This window comes from Janthinobacterium sp. 13 (assembly GCF_002749695.1).
Taxonomy (GTDB): domain Bacteria; phylum Pseudomonadota; class Gammaproteobacteria; order Burkholderiales; family Burkholderiaceae_D; genus Janthinobacterium; species Janthinobacterium kumbetense.
In genome coordinates, this window is record NZ_PEEQ01000001.1 from 4,795,844 (window position 1) to 4,810,360 (window position 14,517).

The window sequence follows — 14,517 nt, forward strand, 5'->3', positions numbered from 1 at the left end:
TCATGAAAATGACCTGATGCACTGCAACATCACGACGCTTCCCGGCGTCGTGCCGGGCGGCCGTGTGTTGCCGCATACCCATCCCGTGCTCAAGCGCGAGGCGAGCAGGATGGGTCTGGCGATGGTCTTGCTGGTACTGCTTGCTTCCGGTTCAGTACATTAACGGCTCAGGCCGCTCATCCAGGTGGGCTGCGGGTTGGCACGGGCCAGTTCGCGCATGCGGTATTCCAGATCGTAGCGGTCGGTCGATTCAGCCAGGTAGGCTTCTTCATAAGCGCGTTCGCGGCGGTCGCTGCTTTGGTTCAGCCAGGCACCGACGCGCTTGGCGGCGTGGACGAGGGTGGCGACGATATTGCTGTTTTGCGTGGTGTGGTAAGTAAATGCGGTAGACATGGCAGACTCCTTGAGTGGCGTGCCGCGTTGTGCTGCACTGCAATATAAGTATAGCGATTCCAAGTTATAAGGCTACTTTTGATTTCAAATGTCAGCTATTCATTTTTCAGATAATGGTCGCGAAAGCTGCGCAATACGGGGCTTTAAGGCATAATGCCGGCGCAGGATCGTAGTTTTACTACAAGACGTTTTTGTCCTGGATGTTGTTTTCAGACGCAGCCCGCAGGCGTGCCGCGCCCACAAGACATCGTTCTGACGAGAAACGGTCGGCCGCACGCGCGAGATGCCATGCCTGCCCCGTATCGCTGATGGTAGTCATGGCCCACGCTGATATCTGCGTGGCGCTTGCGCGTCCTGGTGCTGCCCGGGTGGAAACGCTTCCATGCCTGGCGCGATCAACTTGGAATTGAAAAATGGAGAAGGTATGGAATATGTAAAGCAAGGCCAGGGCGTACCGTCCGCACGGGCCGGCACGCAAAACAATACAGGCGCCCTGATCATTGTCACGGTGCTGTTTTTCATGTGGGGATTGCTGACCTCGCTCAATGATGTGCTGATTCCCCATCTGCGCTCGATCTACACCTTGACGTATGTCCAGGCGATGCTGGTGCAGTTCTGCTTCTTCGGCGCCTACGCCATCGTTTCGCTGCCGGCCGGCATGCTGATCAAGAAAATCGGCTATCAGCGCGGCGTCGTCGCCGGTTTGCTGATCGCGGCCGCCGGCTGCGCCATGTTTTACCCGGCGTCCACCGGCAGCTATGCGCTGTTCCTCTTGTCCTTCTTCATCCTGGCGGCCGGCATCACCGTGCTGCAGGTGGCGGCCAATCCGTACGTGACGGAACTGGGCGACCCGCAGACGGCGTCGAGCCGCCTGACCCTGACGCAGGCGTTCAACGCGCTGGGCACCACCGTGGCGCCTGCGCTGGGCGGCATGCTGATCTTGTCGGGCACCGTGCTGACGGTGCAGCAGTTCGACCTGCTGCCGGCGGCCGAGCAACTGGCTTACCGCGCCAAGGAAGCCGCTTCCGTGCAAGGCCCGTACCTGGTGCTGGCCGCCACCCTGGTAATCCTGGCCGTGCTGTTCGCGCTGGCGAAATTGCCGAAGATTTCGCATGCCGACGATGCGGCCGCCGTGGCGCAGGATGGCCACAAGGTGTCGATCTGGTCGCACCGCCACCTGGTGCTGGGCGCGCTGGCCATCTTCCTGTATGTGGGCGGTGAGGTGAGCATCGGCAGCTTCCTGATCAACTTCCTGGGCGAGAGCCATATCGCGGGCCTCAGCCACGCCGACGCCGCGTATTTCGTCAGTTATTACTGGGGTGGCGCCATGCTGGGCCGCTTCGTCGGCTTTGCCGTGATGCGCTATGTCAGCCCGGGCAAGACCCTGGCCTTCAACGCCGCCGTCGTCATCGCGCTGATCCTCGTCGCCGTGTTCTCCAGCGGTCACACGGCCATGTGGGCATTGATCGCCGTGGGCCTGTTCAACTCCATCATGTTCCCGACCATCTTCAGCATGGCGCTGAACAAGCTGGGCGCGCAAACGGGTCAAGGTTCGGGCATCCTGTGCATGGCCATCGTCGGCGGCGCCATCGTGCCGTTCATCCAGGGCTTCCTGGCCGACCACATCAACCTGCAGCTGTCCTTCCTCGTGCCGGCCCTGTGCTACACCTTCATTCTGTACTTCGGCTGGAAGTACGCCAGCATGTACAAGGACGACGCCGCCAAATAAGCAAGGTGGCGCGATCAATCAAAAGGGTGGCCTCGGCCACCCTTTTTTTATGTCAGTGCGCGAACTGCGTACCCAGCACGTCCTGGCACACTTCGAGCCAGGCGCGCGCCGCGTGCGACAGGTAGCGCCCGCTCCAGATGTGCGCCACCTGCCACGCCACCTCCGGCTCGACGATGCGCACCGCTTCCAACGGTTCGCCGGCCAGGCGGTGGATGAACGGCTCGGGCAGCAGGGCCACGCCCAAGCCGGCCGAGGCCATCGCCACCAGCCAGTCCCACTGCCCGCTCTGGGCCGCAATCGTCGGCGTGAAGCCCGCTTGCGCGAAATGCTGGCGCAGGCTGCGCGTGAGCGCGAAATCATCCTTTAATAACACCAGCGGCAAGTCGGCCAGCGCCTTGAAGGGCAGCGTCGTGCGTTTTTTTTGGAACGTGCCCGGCTCGGCCAGGGCCCAGATCGGGTAGTTGGCCACTTCCACGGCCACGAGATCGAGCTCCGGGTCGGCCGGCAGCACCGTCATGCCGATTTCCAGCTCGCCCCCCGCCACCTTGCGCTCGATCTGCTGGCCCGTGTCTTCCTGCAGGGTCAGGCTGATGTGCGGATACCGCGCGCGGAAGGCTTTCAATACGGGCGTGAACAGCACGTTGATCATGGGCGGGATGCCGACCGTCAGGCTGCCGCGCTGCAAGGCCTGCGTGTCGCGCACTTCCAGCGTCAGCTGGCGCATATTGGCCAGCATTTCCTGGCCGTGCTGGTAGACGATGCGGCCCGTGTCCGTCAGGGTCAGCTTGCGCCCGTCGCGCACGAGCAATTGTGCGCCCACCTCGTCTTCCAGCTGGCGCACCATCTTGCTGATGGTGGACTGGGTCAGGTGCAGCGATTCCGCCGCCTGCGTAAAGCTCGACAGGCGCACGGTTTCGACGAAATAGCGCAGGGAACGGATATCCAAGAGGGGCTCGGCGTTGGCAGGGCATGAAAATATCGACTGGATATGACGAAATTAATTCATGCCATGCATGTAAGCGGGATTTTATACTGAATCCACTTATGGGGTTGGTGTATGACAGCCATCCAGTTTGAGAATATTAAGAATATCAGGAGCATCACGATGTACGAGGACCGTATCCGCCACCCAGGCTTGCTCAGCAAAATCATGAGCGCCGATGAGGCAGCCAAATTGTTCCACAACGGCATGCGTGTCGGCATGAGCGGCTTTACCCGTGCCGGCGACGCCAAGGCCCTGCCGCGCGCGCTGGCCGAGCGCGCCCTGCAAGACCCGTTGAGCCTGACCCTGATCACGGGCGCTTCGCTGGGCAATGGCAGCGATGGCCTGATGGCTGAAGCGGGCGTGCTGGCGCGCCGCATGCCGTTCCAGGTCGACCCTGTGCTGCGCGGCAAGATCAACAACGGTGAAGTCATGTTCATCGACCAGCATCTGTCGGAAACGGCCGAGCAGTTGCGCTCGGGCAACCTGGCGGCCGTCGATATCGCCGTCATCGAGGCCACCGCCATCACGGCGGCCGGCGCCATCATCCCGACCATGTCGGTGGGCAACTCCGCCGCGTTCGCCCAGCAGGCCACGCAGGTCATCATCGAGATCAACCTGTCCACGCCGCTGGCGCTGGAAGGCTTGCACGACATTTACATTCCGCAAACCCTGCCGGGGCGCGAACCGATACCCCTCACGCGCGTGGACCAGCGCCTGGGCAGCACGGCCATCGCCATCGACCCGGCCCGCATCGCCGCCATCGTCATCACGGACAGTCCCGACAGCCCGTCGAATGCCTTGCCGCCGGATGCGGAAACGCAGGCGATCGCCGGCCACGTGATTGCTTTTCTCGAAGGCGAAGTGGCGGCCGGACGCATGGGCCCGGAATTGCTGCCCCTGCAGGCAGGCATCGGCACCATCGCCAACGCCGTGCTGCATGGCCTGATCGGCTCGCCTTTCCGCAATATGACGATGTATTCGGAAGTGCTGCAGGACAGCGCCATCGAGTTGCTCGACTCGGGCCAGCTGGCGTTTGCCTCGGCCTCGTCGATCACCCTGTCGGCCGCCGTGCATCAAAAGCTGATGGACAATATCGACCATTACCGGTCAAAAATCGTGCTGCGCCCGCAAGAGATCAGCAACCACCCGGAAATCGTGCGCCGCCTGGGCATCATCGCCCTGAACACGGCGCTCGAGTTCGATATCTACGGCAACGTCAATTCCACGCATGTGTGCGGTACGCACATGATGAACGGCATCGGCGGCTCGGGCGACTTTGCGCGCAATGGGCAAGTGTCGATGTTCGTGTCGAAATCGGCGGCCAAGGGCGGGCGCATTTCCAGCGTCGTGCCGATGGTCTCGCATGTGGACCATACGGAGCATGACGTCGACGTACTGGTGACGGAGTGGGGCTATGCGGACTTGCGCGGCCTGGCGCCGCGCGAACGGGCGCCGCTGATCATCGAACGCTGCACGCACCCAGACTACCGCGCGCAACTGCGTGCCTATTACGACGCGGCATGCCAGCGCGGCGGCCACACGCCGCACATGCTGGAGCAGGCGCTGTCGTGGCACACGCGCTACCAGGAAACGCAGAGCATGCTGGCAGCGTAGCAGACTTCGCTAACCTCAAGACAGGCAGGGCAGGGCGGTGCATACCGCGCCTGCCTTTTTCTATTGTTCAGTACATATGCAGCGCCTTGGCGCCCAGGCCCAGCAGGGCAAACGTGGTGGTGGCCTGTATGCCCATGAACCACAGGAAGTGGGTGTGCATGTGCTTGCGGATGTCGCCCAGTTCCGTGCGCAAGGCGTGGCAGTCGCCGCGCAAGTCGCCGCGAAACTGCGTCAGGTCGGCGCGCAGCAGCTGCGATTCGCTGCGCAGCTCCGTGCGTACATTGTCGAGGCCGTCGCCAAGACGCTGTTCCAGGGTCTTGAACCATAGCCGGTCGTGTTCCCGGTCCGTTTCCAGTTTTGTCAGCCGCGCTTCCATGCGTACAGCATTGTGCGCGCCTTGCTGTTTGTCAAGCCGGTCCGTGGCATAGGCTTCGTTCATCTCGCCCTCCTTCGCGCGAGCCGCGCTGCACCAGCGCAGGCGGCTTCACTCCACTGTCCGCCTTTTCTGTCGGGACGGTTTGCGCTGGATCAAACGTCAGGAAGCCGGTGCAAAGCGCAGACGGATGCCTGCCGTGACGACGGCCAGCAAGTCGTCGATATGCGCGTTCATTTCCGGGTGCGGCGTCCACGGGTCGCCCGCATCCATGACGATGCGCAGCGACACGAGGCCGTGCAGCGATTGCCAGAAGACTTGCGTCATCGTGTGCAGCGCCGGCTCGTCCTGGCGCACCTGGCCCGCTTGCGCCAGTTCGGTAAACAGGTGCAGCGCGTAGGCGTATGGATCCTGCTCGATATTGCCGTGTTCGACCTCGACGGCGTCGATTTCCGCGTGCGGCCGCAATTCCATGAAGATCAGCGAATACTCGTCCGGATGCTCGAAGCCGTACTCGATGTAGGCGCGGCCGACCAGGGCGATGCGCTGCCACGGATCATCGCTGGTGGCGCACGCCGTGCGCATGGCGCGCACCAGTTCCAGCAAATCCTTGTCCATGGCCTGCGCGATCAGGGTGGCCTTGTCGCGGAACAGGGCGTACACGACGGTGGTGGAAAAACCGGCCGCCTCGGCTACCTTGCGGATGGAGACGGCGCGCGCGCCGCCCTTCTTGATGAGATCTTTGACGACGTCGATGATGTGCTCGCGCCGCGCCTGAGCCTCGCGTAACTTTCTTTCCTGGATGTTAGTTAACTTCTTGTCCACGACTCTTTCCTGGCGACTCTATGAAAGCAAGAATTATAGGGGGGCGACCGGGCGCCAATGTGTCAGCCGCTGTTACAAAGCAGTTTTTTGTCCGGTAGATGCAACAGCTGACCGATTTTTCGCGCTTTTGCCCGGCACTTTTCCATCGATGCCCCGGATTGGTGCATAAAACGCCGGGCCAGGCTTTGCGAACGGTGCCAAAGGGCGGAAAATAGCGGGATAGCTTACACTGCGTTTTTTAGCGCAACGGCGCCAGCCCACGAGGCAACGCCGGAACACTTACATTCGGACGGGATCATTACATGACCATTAAAATCAGCCAGAACTTCGACTCGGGCGCCATCGACGTGGTGAGCGCCACCAGTGCCGGCGCCATCGACCTGAACTTGCGCAAGGATAGCCACGCCGACATCCACCAGTGGTTCCACTTCCGCCTGCAGGGCGCGCGCGGCCAGGCATGCACGATGCGCTTCCTGAACGCGGGCCAGGCCACCTATCCGGCCGGCTATGAAGACTACCAGGCCGTGGCCAGCTACGACAGCGAAAACTGGTTCCGCGTGCCGACCTCGTTCGACGGCCAGGTCATGACGATTTCGCACACGCCGGAACTCGACAGCGTGTACTACGCGTATTTCGAGCCGTATTCGTGGGAACGCCATTTGCGCCTGCTCGGTGAAGTGGCCGAGCATCCGCTGGCGCGCGTGTCCGACCTGGGCAGCACGGTCGACGGCCGCGACATGAACATGGTGACCATCGGCAATCCGCAGGCGGAAAAGAAAATCTGGGTCATCGCGCGCCAGCATCCGGGCGAATCGATGGCCGGATGGTTCGTCGAAGGCTTGATCGACTCGCTGCTCGACGACGCCAACCCGATCGCGCGCAAGCTCTTGCAGCGCGCCGTGTTCCACATCGTGCCGAACATGAACCCGGACGGCTCCATCCGCGGCAACCTGCGCACGAATGCGGCAGGCGCCAACCTGAACCGTGAATGGATGACGCCATCGCTGGAGTCCAGCCCGGAAGTGCTGTGCGTGAAAAACAAGATCCACGAAACGGGCGTCGACATGTTCTTCGACATCCACGGCGATGAAGCGCTGCCGTACAACTTTGTGGCCGGCAATGAAATGCTGGAAAACTTCACGCCGGCGCAAGCGGCGCACCAGAAAGCCTTCATCGAGCGCTACAAGCAGGCCAGCCCCGACTTCCAGGACAAGTTCGGCTATGCGGCCAGCAAGTACAAGTCGGACATGCTGACCCTGGCATCGAAGTACGTCGGCCACCACTTCGGCTGCCTGGCGCTGACCCTGGAAATGCCGTTCAAGGAAAACGCCGACTTGCCGGATCCGGCCGTCGGCTGGAATGGTGCGCGCAGCGCGGCCCTGGGCGCGGCCATGCTGCAGCCTATCCTGCTGTCGCTGGATTGAACGGCGTTGTTCATGGGTATCGAGATCGAGCGTAAATTTCTGCTTGCCGGCGACGCCTGGCGGGGCCTGGGCCAGTCGGTCCTGCTGCGCCAGGGGTATTTGTCGTCTGCGCGCGAGCGCGTGGTGCGCGTGCGCATCGAAGGCGAGCAGGCGATGCTGACCATCAAGGGGGCGAACGTGGGCGCGACGCGCGGCGAGTGGGAGTATCCGATTCCGCTGGCCGACGCGGCCGAACTGCTCGACAGCCTGTGCGAACAGCCGCTGATCGAAAAGGTTCGCCACCGCATCGAACACGCGGGCATGGTGTGGGAAGTCGACGAGTTCCTGGGTGCCAATGCGGGCCTGGTGGTGGCGGAGATCGAACTGGCCTCGGAAGACCAGCCGTTCGAGAAGCCCGACTGGGTCGGCGCGGAAGTGTCGGGCGATGCGCGCTACTACAACGCCAACCTGATCCGCCATCCGTTTTCACAGTGGTAATGTTGGCCACAGAAATTGGAAAATCACGGCATTCATCGTCAGATTGAATGCCGCGTGCGCCGCCATCGCTGGCCATAGCGAAGCATGGCGGCGCCGTAACCATGCGAACAGGCAGGCTGTCGCAAACATCAGCGTCACCCACACCGCCGCCGAGGCCGCATTCAGCGACAGGCCGGCAGCCGTCATGCTCAAGCCATGATGGCACAGGTGTGCCAGGCCGAACAGTCCTGCTTCCACGCAGGTGCTGCTGCGCACGGACAGTTTTTCCTCCAGCGCCTTTTGCAGCACGCCCCGAAAGAAGATTTCCTCGCCGATCGGGCTGAAGATGCAAGCCGGCACGGTGATCATCAGGTGCAGCATCCAGATGCTCAGCCCCGCCGTGGGCGCCGTGCGGCGAAAGCTGGCCGCTATGCTGACAAACCAGTTGTCCGGCGTGGCGCCATACAGCAGCATGCCCAGGGCAAAGCACAGGAGCGCGGCTGCCGCGCCGCAGATCAAGGCCAGCGCATACGGCGCCTTGCCGGAGGGCGCTTGCAGGCCGATGCTGCGGCGCCCGTGCGGCGACAGCAAGATCCATGGCAAGGCCGCCATCACGCAAAAACTCAGCGGCAGCATCCAGAACAAACCCAACGGACCCAGCGTGCCCATGACGCGCATGGCGATGAATGCGCTCGCCAGTAACATTGCCAGCATGGGAAACGATAGCGCCAGCAATGCTGGCCGCAGGGGAGAGAGCGAGACTGGGCTGGAAGGCATCGGCGGTCGGGGCGAAAAAAAGGCCGGAAGAAAACTTCCGGCCCCATGCTGCATCAATTAATGAAAATGCTCGGTACCTTGCGGCGTATCTTCCGGCATTTCCGCATGCGCCAGCTCGCCCACCGGGTCGGCAAACAGGGGCGCGCCGCAATCGTCGCAGTATTCGCCGACAAAACGTTCCGCGTGGCGCTTGATCTGCGTCACGCCGGCGGCGTTCAGATGCTCGATAATTTCATCGACGGGCGTCTTTTGCTTGTCCAGCGCGGCGATGCCGACCTGGATCAGGCCTTCGATCGGCGTACCATCCTCGTCTTCCTGGCCGTACAAAGGCCAGACGATGCCGTAGATGACGTCCGGCGCCTGGCGCAGGGTGAAGGCGATGCGGTACTCGTCCACCTGGCCATCGGCCGCTTCCTCGCCGAAACCGGCGATGACGGCGCGCAGTTCCGACGGCTCGATGGCCAGCGTGTGCGTCAGGTAGTGCACGGCGGCGCGCACGGAGACGGGGCGTATCAGCTTGTCCGCTTCGCGGCAGGCCACGTAGTATGCTTCCGGCAGCAGCAGTTCCAGGCCGCAGCCCGGCAGCAGGCGGGCAATCGTCGGCGTCGCCTGCGTGCGCCATTGTTCCAGCGCGGCGCTGCGCTCCTTGATGAAGTCGGGCTGGCTGGCCGGCGTCTGCCAGCGGAACAGGGGGGCGCCGCTTGGGGCTACCACGGCCACCAGCAGGTAGCGCGTATCGGCCAGGAAGGGCGCCGTTTCCGCCTCTTTGCTCGAGGGCTTGACGGCCGTGCCTTTCAGGGCGGCCAGTGCCAGCTTCTGCGTCTTGGCATAGGTTTCGACGTGGCTGCGCGGTAACTGGTCGATCGAATACAGGGTCGGCGCCATGGCCATCTTCGTGCCGTCGGCCAGCAGGTGGGCAGCGAAATGCGCGGACAATACGCCGTGCGCGTCGCCGGCCATGGGGCCGGAGGCGATGGAAAAGCGCGTCCACGCGAGGATGGGCACGGCCACCAGCAGGGCGTCGTAGCGCACGTCTTCATGCGTGACGACGGTCGATTCGCTGACGGCTTCAACGCAGTCCATCAGCACGTCGTAGGCGTTCAAGTCTTCCTTGAACAGGCTGCCCAGGGTGTTGTCGATGGTGTCCTGGTGGCCGGTTTTGAGTAATTTCTGGAGCTGCGTATCCAGGCTGTGTTCCCAGGACCGCTCTTCGAGACGGCTGGCTGCCTGTACGATCGCCTGGGCAAAGGTGACCAGGCGCTGGCTGTCGGCAGTCAGTTTATGGGATGAATCTTTGGAAGGACGACGCATAGCGGGATAAGAGTCTCGGAAAGTGAAAAAAATGGATCAGTCAAACAATGATAAACCCTTATAACCGTATTGTAGAGGATTCAGCCGCACGCAATACGTAAGCTGTCCTTAGATCATGCCAATAGTCTGAATTTCAAGGAAAAACGGGGTGCCGGGACGAAAAAAAGCGCCGGTCGGAACCGGCGCTTTTATCTTACCTCACAGCTGGGCTGATTACTCGGCCAGCAGTTGACGCAGCACGAATGGCAGGATACCGCCATGCTTGTAGTAATCGACTTCGATCGGCGTATCGATGCGCAGCAGGACTTTGACTTCCTGGCTGGAGCCGTCGGCGCGGTGGATCACCAGGGTAGCCAGTTGCTGTGGCTTGATTTCGCCTTCGAGGCCTTTCAGGTCGAAGGTTTCCTTGCCGGTGATACCCAGCGTTTGCACGCTGTCGTCGCCGATGAATTGCAGCGGCAGCACGCCCATGCCCACCAGGTTCGAGCGGTGAATACGCTCGAACGAACGGGTGATCACGGCTTTCACGCCCAGCAGCTGGGTGCCCTTGGCTGCCCAGTCGCGCGACGAGCCCGTGCCGTACTCTTCGCCGCCGAAGACCATGGTTGGCGTGCCTTCAGCAACATATTTCATCGCTGCGTCGTAGATCGACATTTCTTCGCCGGAAGGCTGGTGGATCGTGATGCCGCCTTCGACTGCCGAACCGTCCGCTTTCGCAGGGATCATGCGGTTCTTGATGCGCACGTTGGCGAACGTGCCGCGCATCATGATTTCATGGTTGCCGCGACGCGAGCCGTAGGAGTTGAAGTCCGCTTTCAGGACGCCGTTTTCCTTCAGCCACTTGCCTGCAGGACCGTTTTCCTGGATCGAGCCGGCTGGCGAGATGTGGTCGGTGGTGATGGAATCGCCGAACACGCCCAGTGCGCGCGCGCCTTCGATGCCGGTGGCCACTGCCGCTGGCGTCATCGAGAAGTTGTCGAAGAACGGCGGTTCCGCGATGTAGGTCGATTTCGGCCAGTTGTAGACTTGACCGGACACAGTGGTGACTTTCTCCCACAGCTTGCCTGGTGCGCCCTTGACGTCCGCGTAGTTGTCCTTGAACACCTTGGCGTTCATGGCGAACTTCATCATGGCCGAGACTTCAGCCGAGGTCGGCCAGATGTCGCCCAGGTAGATGTCCTTGCCGCCCTTGCCCTTGCCGACCGGTTCCGTCATCAGGTCGCGCGTCATGTTGCCGGCGATGGCGTAAGCGACGACCAGCGGTGGCGAAGCGAGGAAGTTCGAGCGGATGTTCGGGTGAATACGCGCTTCGAAGTTACGGTTGCCCGACAGCACGGCCGACGCGACGATGTCGTGCGTGGCGATGGCGGCGTTCAACTCGGGCGTCAGATCGCCCGCATTGCCGATACAGGTGGTGCAGCCGTAGGCGGTCACGCCGAAGCCCAGTTTTTCCAGGTATGGCAGCAGGCCGGCGGCCGTCAGGTACTCGGTCACGACGCGCGAGCCAGGGGCCAGCGAGGTCTTGATGTGCGGAGCGACTTTCAGGCCGGCTTCCACGGCTTTCTTGGCCAGCAGGCCGGCAGCCAGCATCACGCTCGGGTTCGAGGTGTTGGTGCACGAGGTGATCGCGGCGATCAGCACGTCGCCGTTCGACACTTTTACGCCGTTCGTCGTTTCGTACACGGCAGCCAGGTCGGCCGGATTCTTGTTGAAGCCGTTTTCCGTCGTTGGCTTGGCGAACAGCTCGGCGAAGTTCGCCTTGACGTTGCCGATTTCGATACGGTCTTGCGGGCGTTTCGGGCCGGCCAGCGACGGAGCGACCGACGCCAGGTTCAGTTCCACCACGCGGGTGTAGTCGATGTCGCCCGCTTTTGGCACGCCGAACAGGTTTTGCGCCTTGAAGTAGCCTTCGAACGCGGCGATCTCAGCCTTGCTGCGGCCGGTGCCCTTGAAGTAATCGATGGTGGCTTCGTCGACAGGGAAGAAGCCCATGGTCGCGCCGTATTCCGGGGCCATGTTGGCGATCGTCGCGCGGTCGGTCAAGGTCAGCGATTCCGTGCCTTCGCCGAAGAATTCGACGAACTTGCCGACGACTTTTTCTTTGCGCAGCAATTCGGTGATGGTCAGCACCAGGTCGGTGGCGGTACAGCCTTCGCGCAGCGCGCCCGACAGGTTCACGCCGATGACGTCTGGCGTCAGGAAGTAGACCGGTTGGCCCAGCATGCCGGCTTCCGCCTCGATGCCGCCCACGCCCCAGCCGACCACGCCGATGCCGTTGATCATGGTGGTGTGCGAGTCGGTGCCGACCAGGGTGTCAGGGTAGTACACGTCGCCGGCTTTCTTGCCTGCGTGGTGCACGCCGCGTGCCAGGTATTCCAGGTTGACCTGGTGGACGATGCCGAAGCCTGGTGGCACGACGCCGAAGGTGTCGAAGGCTTGCATGCCCCATTTCATGAACTGGTAGCGCTCGTTGTTGCGCGAGAATTCCAGTTTCATGTTCAGGTCCAGCGCTTTCTTTTCGCGGTAATGATCGATGGTCACCGAGTGGTCGACCACCAGGTCAACCGGCACCAGCGGTTCGATTTTCTTCGCGTTGATGCCCATCTTGGCGGCCACGTTGCGCATCGCTGCCAGGTCGGCCAGCAGCGGCACGCCGGTGAAGTCTTGCAGCACGACGCGCGCCACTACGAACGGGATCTCGTCGGTGCGCTCGGCGGTCGGGCCCCAGCTCGCCAATTGCTTGACGTGTTCTTCGGTGACTTTTTTGCCGTCGCAGTTGCGCAATACCGATTCGAGCACGATACGAATCGACACTGGCAGGCGGGAGACATTGATGCCCAGGCTTTTTTCCAGCGCAGGCAGGGAGTACAGCTTGCCCTTCTTGCTATCCGAAATATTAAAGTCCTTGAGCGTGTTCAGAGTGTTGCGGGACATGACCTCTCCTTGTTGGGTATCGTCTATTTATTGATTATTCAAATTACAAAACATGACTGAGCCCCCGAAGAGGCCCTTGCTGCTCACATCAGCCGCCGGTCGCCGGCAGCACGCCCAGCGATGGCGCGGCTTCCACCACTGCCGCAGGCTTGGCTTGCTCCGCATCCTTGCATTCATTGGCCAGCTGGCGGCCCTGCTTGGAATCGAGCAGCATGCCTTTGGCCGGGATGCCGATCCAGACGAGACCATACAGACGGTTCTCGAAGCGGTTGGCGCCGGTGGTGGTGCCCACGCGGCTCAGGCGGTGCAGGCGCTTCTTCCAGCGCAGGGCGATGTGTTTGTCGTCAGTCGCATTGGTGTAGATGGTAATTTTATTACCAAGTTCACAATTGAAATCGGTGGAAGCGGAGCCGGCGGTATCCGGCTCATCGGATTCTTCCTTGTCGACCACCGACATGGCGAGCGGATGCGCTTCCTTGGCGGCAGCTTTGGCCTTGGTGGCCTTGGCTTTCGGCTTGGCCTTGACGGCCTTGGCTTTTGCCGGCTCCTTGGTATCCGTGGCGGCGAAGCTGGCCGGTGCCAGCGTGAGGGTCATGGCGCCCAGCGCGACGCTGCAGGCAATGGCTAATTTGGAGAGGGACATCGTGTAATTCCTGTCAGTTTTCAGTGGTGCTGGAAGAGGGGGCGTTGAGTAATGCAGCGGCCGCCTCGGGCAGGCCGAGGCCTGCCAGTTTGGCGCGTTGCAAAACGGTCCAATAATATCGGTAGCTGGCGCGGTCGTGCAAGCGGCCATTTTGCGCAATTGGTCCCCAGTTGGCGCGCAGCGCTTCATTGAGGATATTGCTGGCTTCGTTGACTTCGGACAGGCGCGGCGTGAAGGCCTTGATGATGGGCTTGATCTGGTCCGGGTGGATGCTCCACATGCGCGTGTAGCCGAACTCGGCTGTCGCGCGCTGGGCGTCATTCGCCACCACGGCCGAATCGCGCACGTCCGTCGTCACGTTATGCGACGGCACCTTGCCGTGCGCGTGGCAGGCGGCGGCCACTTCCAGCTTGGCGCGCACCACCAGCGGATGCGTGAACTGGCCCGGCGTGCGCATGGCGGCGGCGGGAATGGCGCCGTAGTGGGCCGAAACGAAATCCATGATGCCGAAGGACAGGCATTCGACCTGGGGCAGGGCGGCGATCGCATAGGCGTCGCGCAGCGCGCCATGCGTCTCGATCAGGATATGCACGGGCAGGTTGTCGCGGCCGGCGCGGCGCGCGTGCAGGTTGATCAGGTCGATGGCCAGCATGGCATCCTGCACGCCGCCCACCTTCGGCACGGCGATATAGGCCAGGCGGGACGCGGCGCCGCAGATGATTTCCACGTCGCGCGCGAAAAACGGGCTGTCGACGTCGTGCACGCGCACGCCGATGCGGTTGAACTGGTTCTCGTCGCTGGCCAGCAGGCCGGCGATCATGTGGGCGTGGGATTCTTCGTTGCAGGCGCTGGCGCCGTCTTCGCAGTCGAACGTGATGTCGAACAGGGGGCCAAGCTCTTGTTGCAAAGCAATCGATTTACGCATCAGCTTTTCAGAGCCGGCGTAGTGGTCGCAAGCGGCGAGCAACAGCGGCTGGCGTTTGCCTTGGAATAAAACCTCGGAAGGGTGCATGCTTAAGGCATTTCTGCAGGTAAAAACTACTTGAGAAAACA

The 14,517-nt window shown here is 62.1% G+C and carries 13 protein-coding genes; 4 read left to right on the forward strand and 9 right to left on the reverse strand.

The window, feature by feature from the left end; all coding sequences use genetic code 11:
• Window positions 1–159 precede the first annotated feature (159 nt).
• Entirely contained in the window at window positions 160–393 is a 234-nt protein-coding gene (locus CLU94_RS21040) for a DUF3563 family protein (RefSeq protein ID WP_077407407.1), read from the reverse strand.
• A gap of 424 nt (window positions 394–817) precedes the next feature.
• On the opposite strand from CLU94_RS21040, the gene fucP reads away from it, so the two are divergent.
• Window positions 818–2,122 (forward strand): L-fucose:H+ symporter permease, encoded by a 1,305-nt coding sequence (gene fucP / locus CLU94_RS21045; protein WP_092607048.1) that lies wholly within the window; start codon window positions 818–820, stop codon window positions 2,120–2,122.
• A gap of 52 nt (window positions 2,123–2,174) precedes the next feature.
• Here fucP and CLU94_RS21050 read toward each other — a convergent pair whose 3' ends face one another.
• Window positions 2,175–3,068 carry a LysR substrate-binding domain-containing protein gene (locus CLU94_RS21050; RefSeq protein ID WP_099667058.1) on the reverse strand — a complete coding sequence of 298 codons (894 nt, stop codon included), beginning with the start codon at window positions 3,066–3,068 and terminating at the stop codon, window positions 2,175–2,177.
• A gap of 159 nt (window positions 3,069–3,227) precedes the next feature.
• On the opposite strand from CLU94_RS21050, the gene CLU94_RS21055 reads away from it, so the two are divergent.
• Window positions 3,228–4,721 carry an acetyl-CoA hydrolase/transferase family protein gene (locus CLU94_RS21055; protein ID WP_099667059.1) on the forward strand — a complete coding sequence of 498 codons (1,494 nt, stop codon included), beginning with the start codon at window positions 3,228–3,230 and terminating at the stop codon, window positions 4,719–4,721.
• A gap of 67 nt (window positions 4,722–4,788) precedes the next feature.
• Here CLU94_RS21055 and CLU94_RS21060 read toward each other — a convergent pair whose 3' ends face one another.
• Complete coding sequence (locus CLU94_RS21060; protein ID WP_099667060.1) at window positions 4,789–5,160, reverse strand: hypothetical protein; 372 nt, start codon at window positions 5,158–5,160, stop codon at window positions 4,789–4,791.
• Window positions 5,161–5,256: 96 nt separating this feature from the next.
• Entirely contained in the window at window positions 5,257–5,919 is a 663-nt protein-coding gene (locus tag CLU94_RS21065; protein WP_099667061.1) for a TetR/AcrR family transcriptional regulator, read from the reverse strand.
• Between the two features lie 302 nt (window positions 5,920–6,221).
• Here CLU94_RS21065 and CLU94_RS21070 point away from each other — a divergent pair, with 302 nt between their 5' ends.
• Together CLU94_RS21070 and CLU94_RS21075 are read left to right on the forward strand one after the other, a co-directional pair.
• A complete protein-coding gene (locus tag CLU94_RS21070; protein WP_099667062.1) occupies window positions 6,222–7,343 on the forward strand; it encodes a M14 family metallopeptidase in 1,122 nt (373 codons plus the stop codon).
• A 12-nt stretch (window positions 7,344–7,355) separates the two neighbouring features.
• The gene (locus tag CLU94_RS21075; RefSeq protein WP_099668422.1) at window positions 7,356–7,820 is read left to right on the forward strand and encodes a CYTH domain-containing protein; all 465 of its coding nucleotides are present in this window, start codon (window positions 7,356–7,358) and stop codon (window positions 7,818–7,820) included.
• Here CLU94_RS21075 and CLU94_RS21080 read toward each other — a convergent pair.
• From CLU94_RS21080 to CLU94_RS21100, 5 genes are all read right to left on the reverse strand, one after another.
• The gene (locus tag CLU94_RS21080; protein WP_180278723.1) at window positions 7,809–8,513 is read right to left on the reverse strand and encodes a CPBP family intramembrane glutamic endopeptidase; all 705 of its coding nucleotides are present in this window, start codon (window positions 8,511–8,513) and stop codon (window positions 7,809–7,811) included. The genes CLU94_RS21075 and CLU94_RS21080 overlap by 12 nt on opposite strands.
• A gap of 120 nt (window positions 8,514–8,633) precedes the next feature.
• Window positions 8,634–9,887, reverse strand: coding sequence for a DUF2863 family protein (locus tag CLU94_RS21085; RefSeq protein ID WP_099667064.1), 1,254 nt, complete (start codon window positions 9,885–9,887; stop codon window positions 8,634–8,636).
• Window positions 9,888–10,100: 213 nt separating this feature from the next.
• Window positions 10,101–12,821, reverse strand: coding sequence for an aconitate hydratase AcnA (acnA, locus tag CLU94_RS21090; protein ID WP_099667065.1), 2,721 nt, complete (start codon window positions 12,819–12,821; stop codon window positions 10,101–10,103).
• An 88-nt stretch (window positions 12,822–12,909) separates the two neighbouring features.
• Complete coding sequence (locus tag CLU94_RS21095; protein WP_099667066.1) at window positions 12,910–13,464, reverse strand: hypothetical protein; 555 nt, start codon at window positions 13,462–13,464, stop codon at window positions 12,910–12,912.
• A gap of 13 nt (window positions 13,465–13,477) precedes the next feature.
• The gene (locus CLU94_RS21100; RefSeq protein WP_099667067.1) at window positions 13,478–14,476 is read right to left on the reverse strand and encodes an HpcH/HpaI aldolase/citrate lyase family protein; all 999 of its coding nucleotides are present in this window, start codon (window positions 14,474–14,476) and stop codon (window positions 13,478–13,480) included.
• Window positions 14,477–14,517: the final 41 nt, after the last annotated feature.

Bases quoted from the DNA above. Each gene is read 5' to 3' on its own strand.
- CLU94_RS21070 (WP_099667062.1), top strand. From the start codon at position 6,222: ATGACCATTAAAATCAGCCAGAACTTCGACTCGGGCGCCATCGACGTG.
- CLU94_RS21075 (WP_099668422.1), top strand. From the start codon at position 7,356: ATGGGTATCGAGATCGAGCGTAAATTTCTGCTTGCCGGCGACGCCTGG.
- CLU94_RS21055 (WP_099667059.1), top strand. From the start codon at position 3,228: ATGTACGAGGACCGTATCCGCCACCCAGGCTTGCTCAGCAAAATCATG.
- CLU94_RS21100 (WP_099667067.1), bottom strand. From the start codon at position 14,476: ATGCACCCTTCCGAGGTTTTATTCCAAGGCAAACGCCAGCCGCTGTTG.
- CLU94_RS21040 (WP_077407407.1), bottom strand. From the start codon at position 393: ATGTCTACCGCATTTACTTACCACACCACGCAAAACAGCAATATCGTC.
- fucP (WP_092607048.1), top strand. From the start codon at position 818: ATGGAATATGTAAAGCAAGGCCAGGGCGTACCGTCCGCACGGGCCGGC.
- CLU94_RS21080 (WP_180278723.1), bottom strand. From the start codon at position 8,513: ATGCTGGCAATGTTACTGGCGAGCGCATTCATCGCCATGCGCGTCATG.
- CLU94_RS21095 (WP_099667066.1), bottom strand. From the start codon at position 13,464: ATGTCCCTCTCCAAATTAGCCATTGCCTGCAGCGTCGCGCTGGGCGCC.
- acnA (WP_099667065.1), bottom strand. From the start codon at position 12,821: ATGTCCCGCAACACTCTGAACACGCTCAAGGACTTTAATATTTCGGAT.
- CLU94_RS21060 (WP_099667060.1), bottom strand. From the start codon at position 5,160: ATGAACGAAGCCTATGCCACGGACCGGCTTGACAAACAGCAAGGCGCG.
- CLU94_RS21085 (WP_099667064.1), bottom strand. From the start codon at position 9,887: ATGCGTCGTCCTTCCAAAGATTCATCCCATAAACTGACTGCCGACAGC.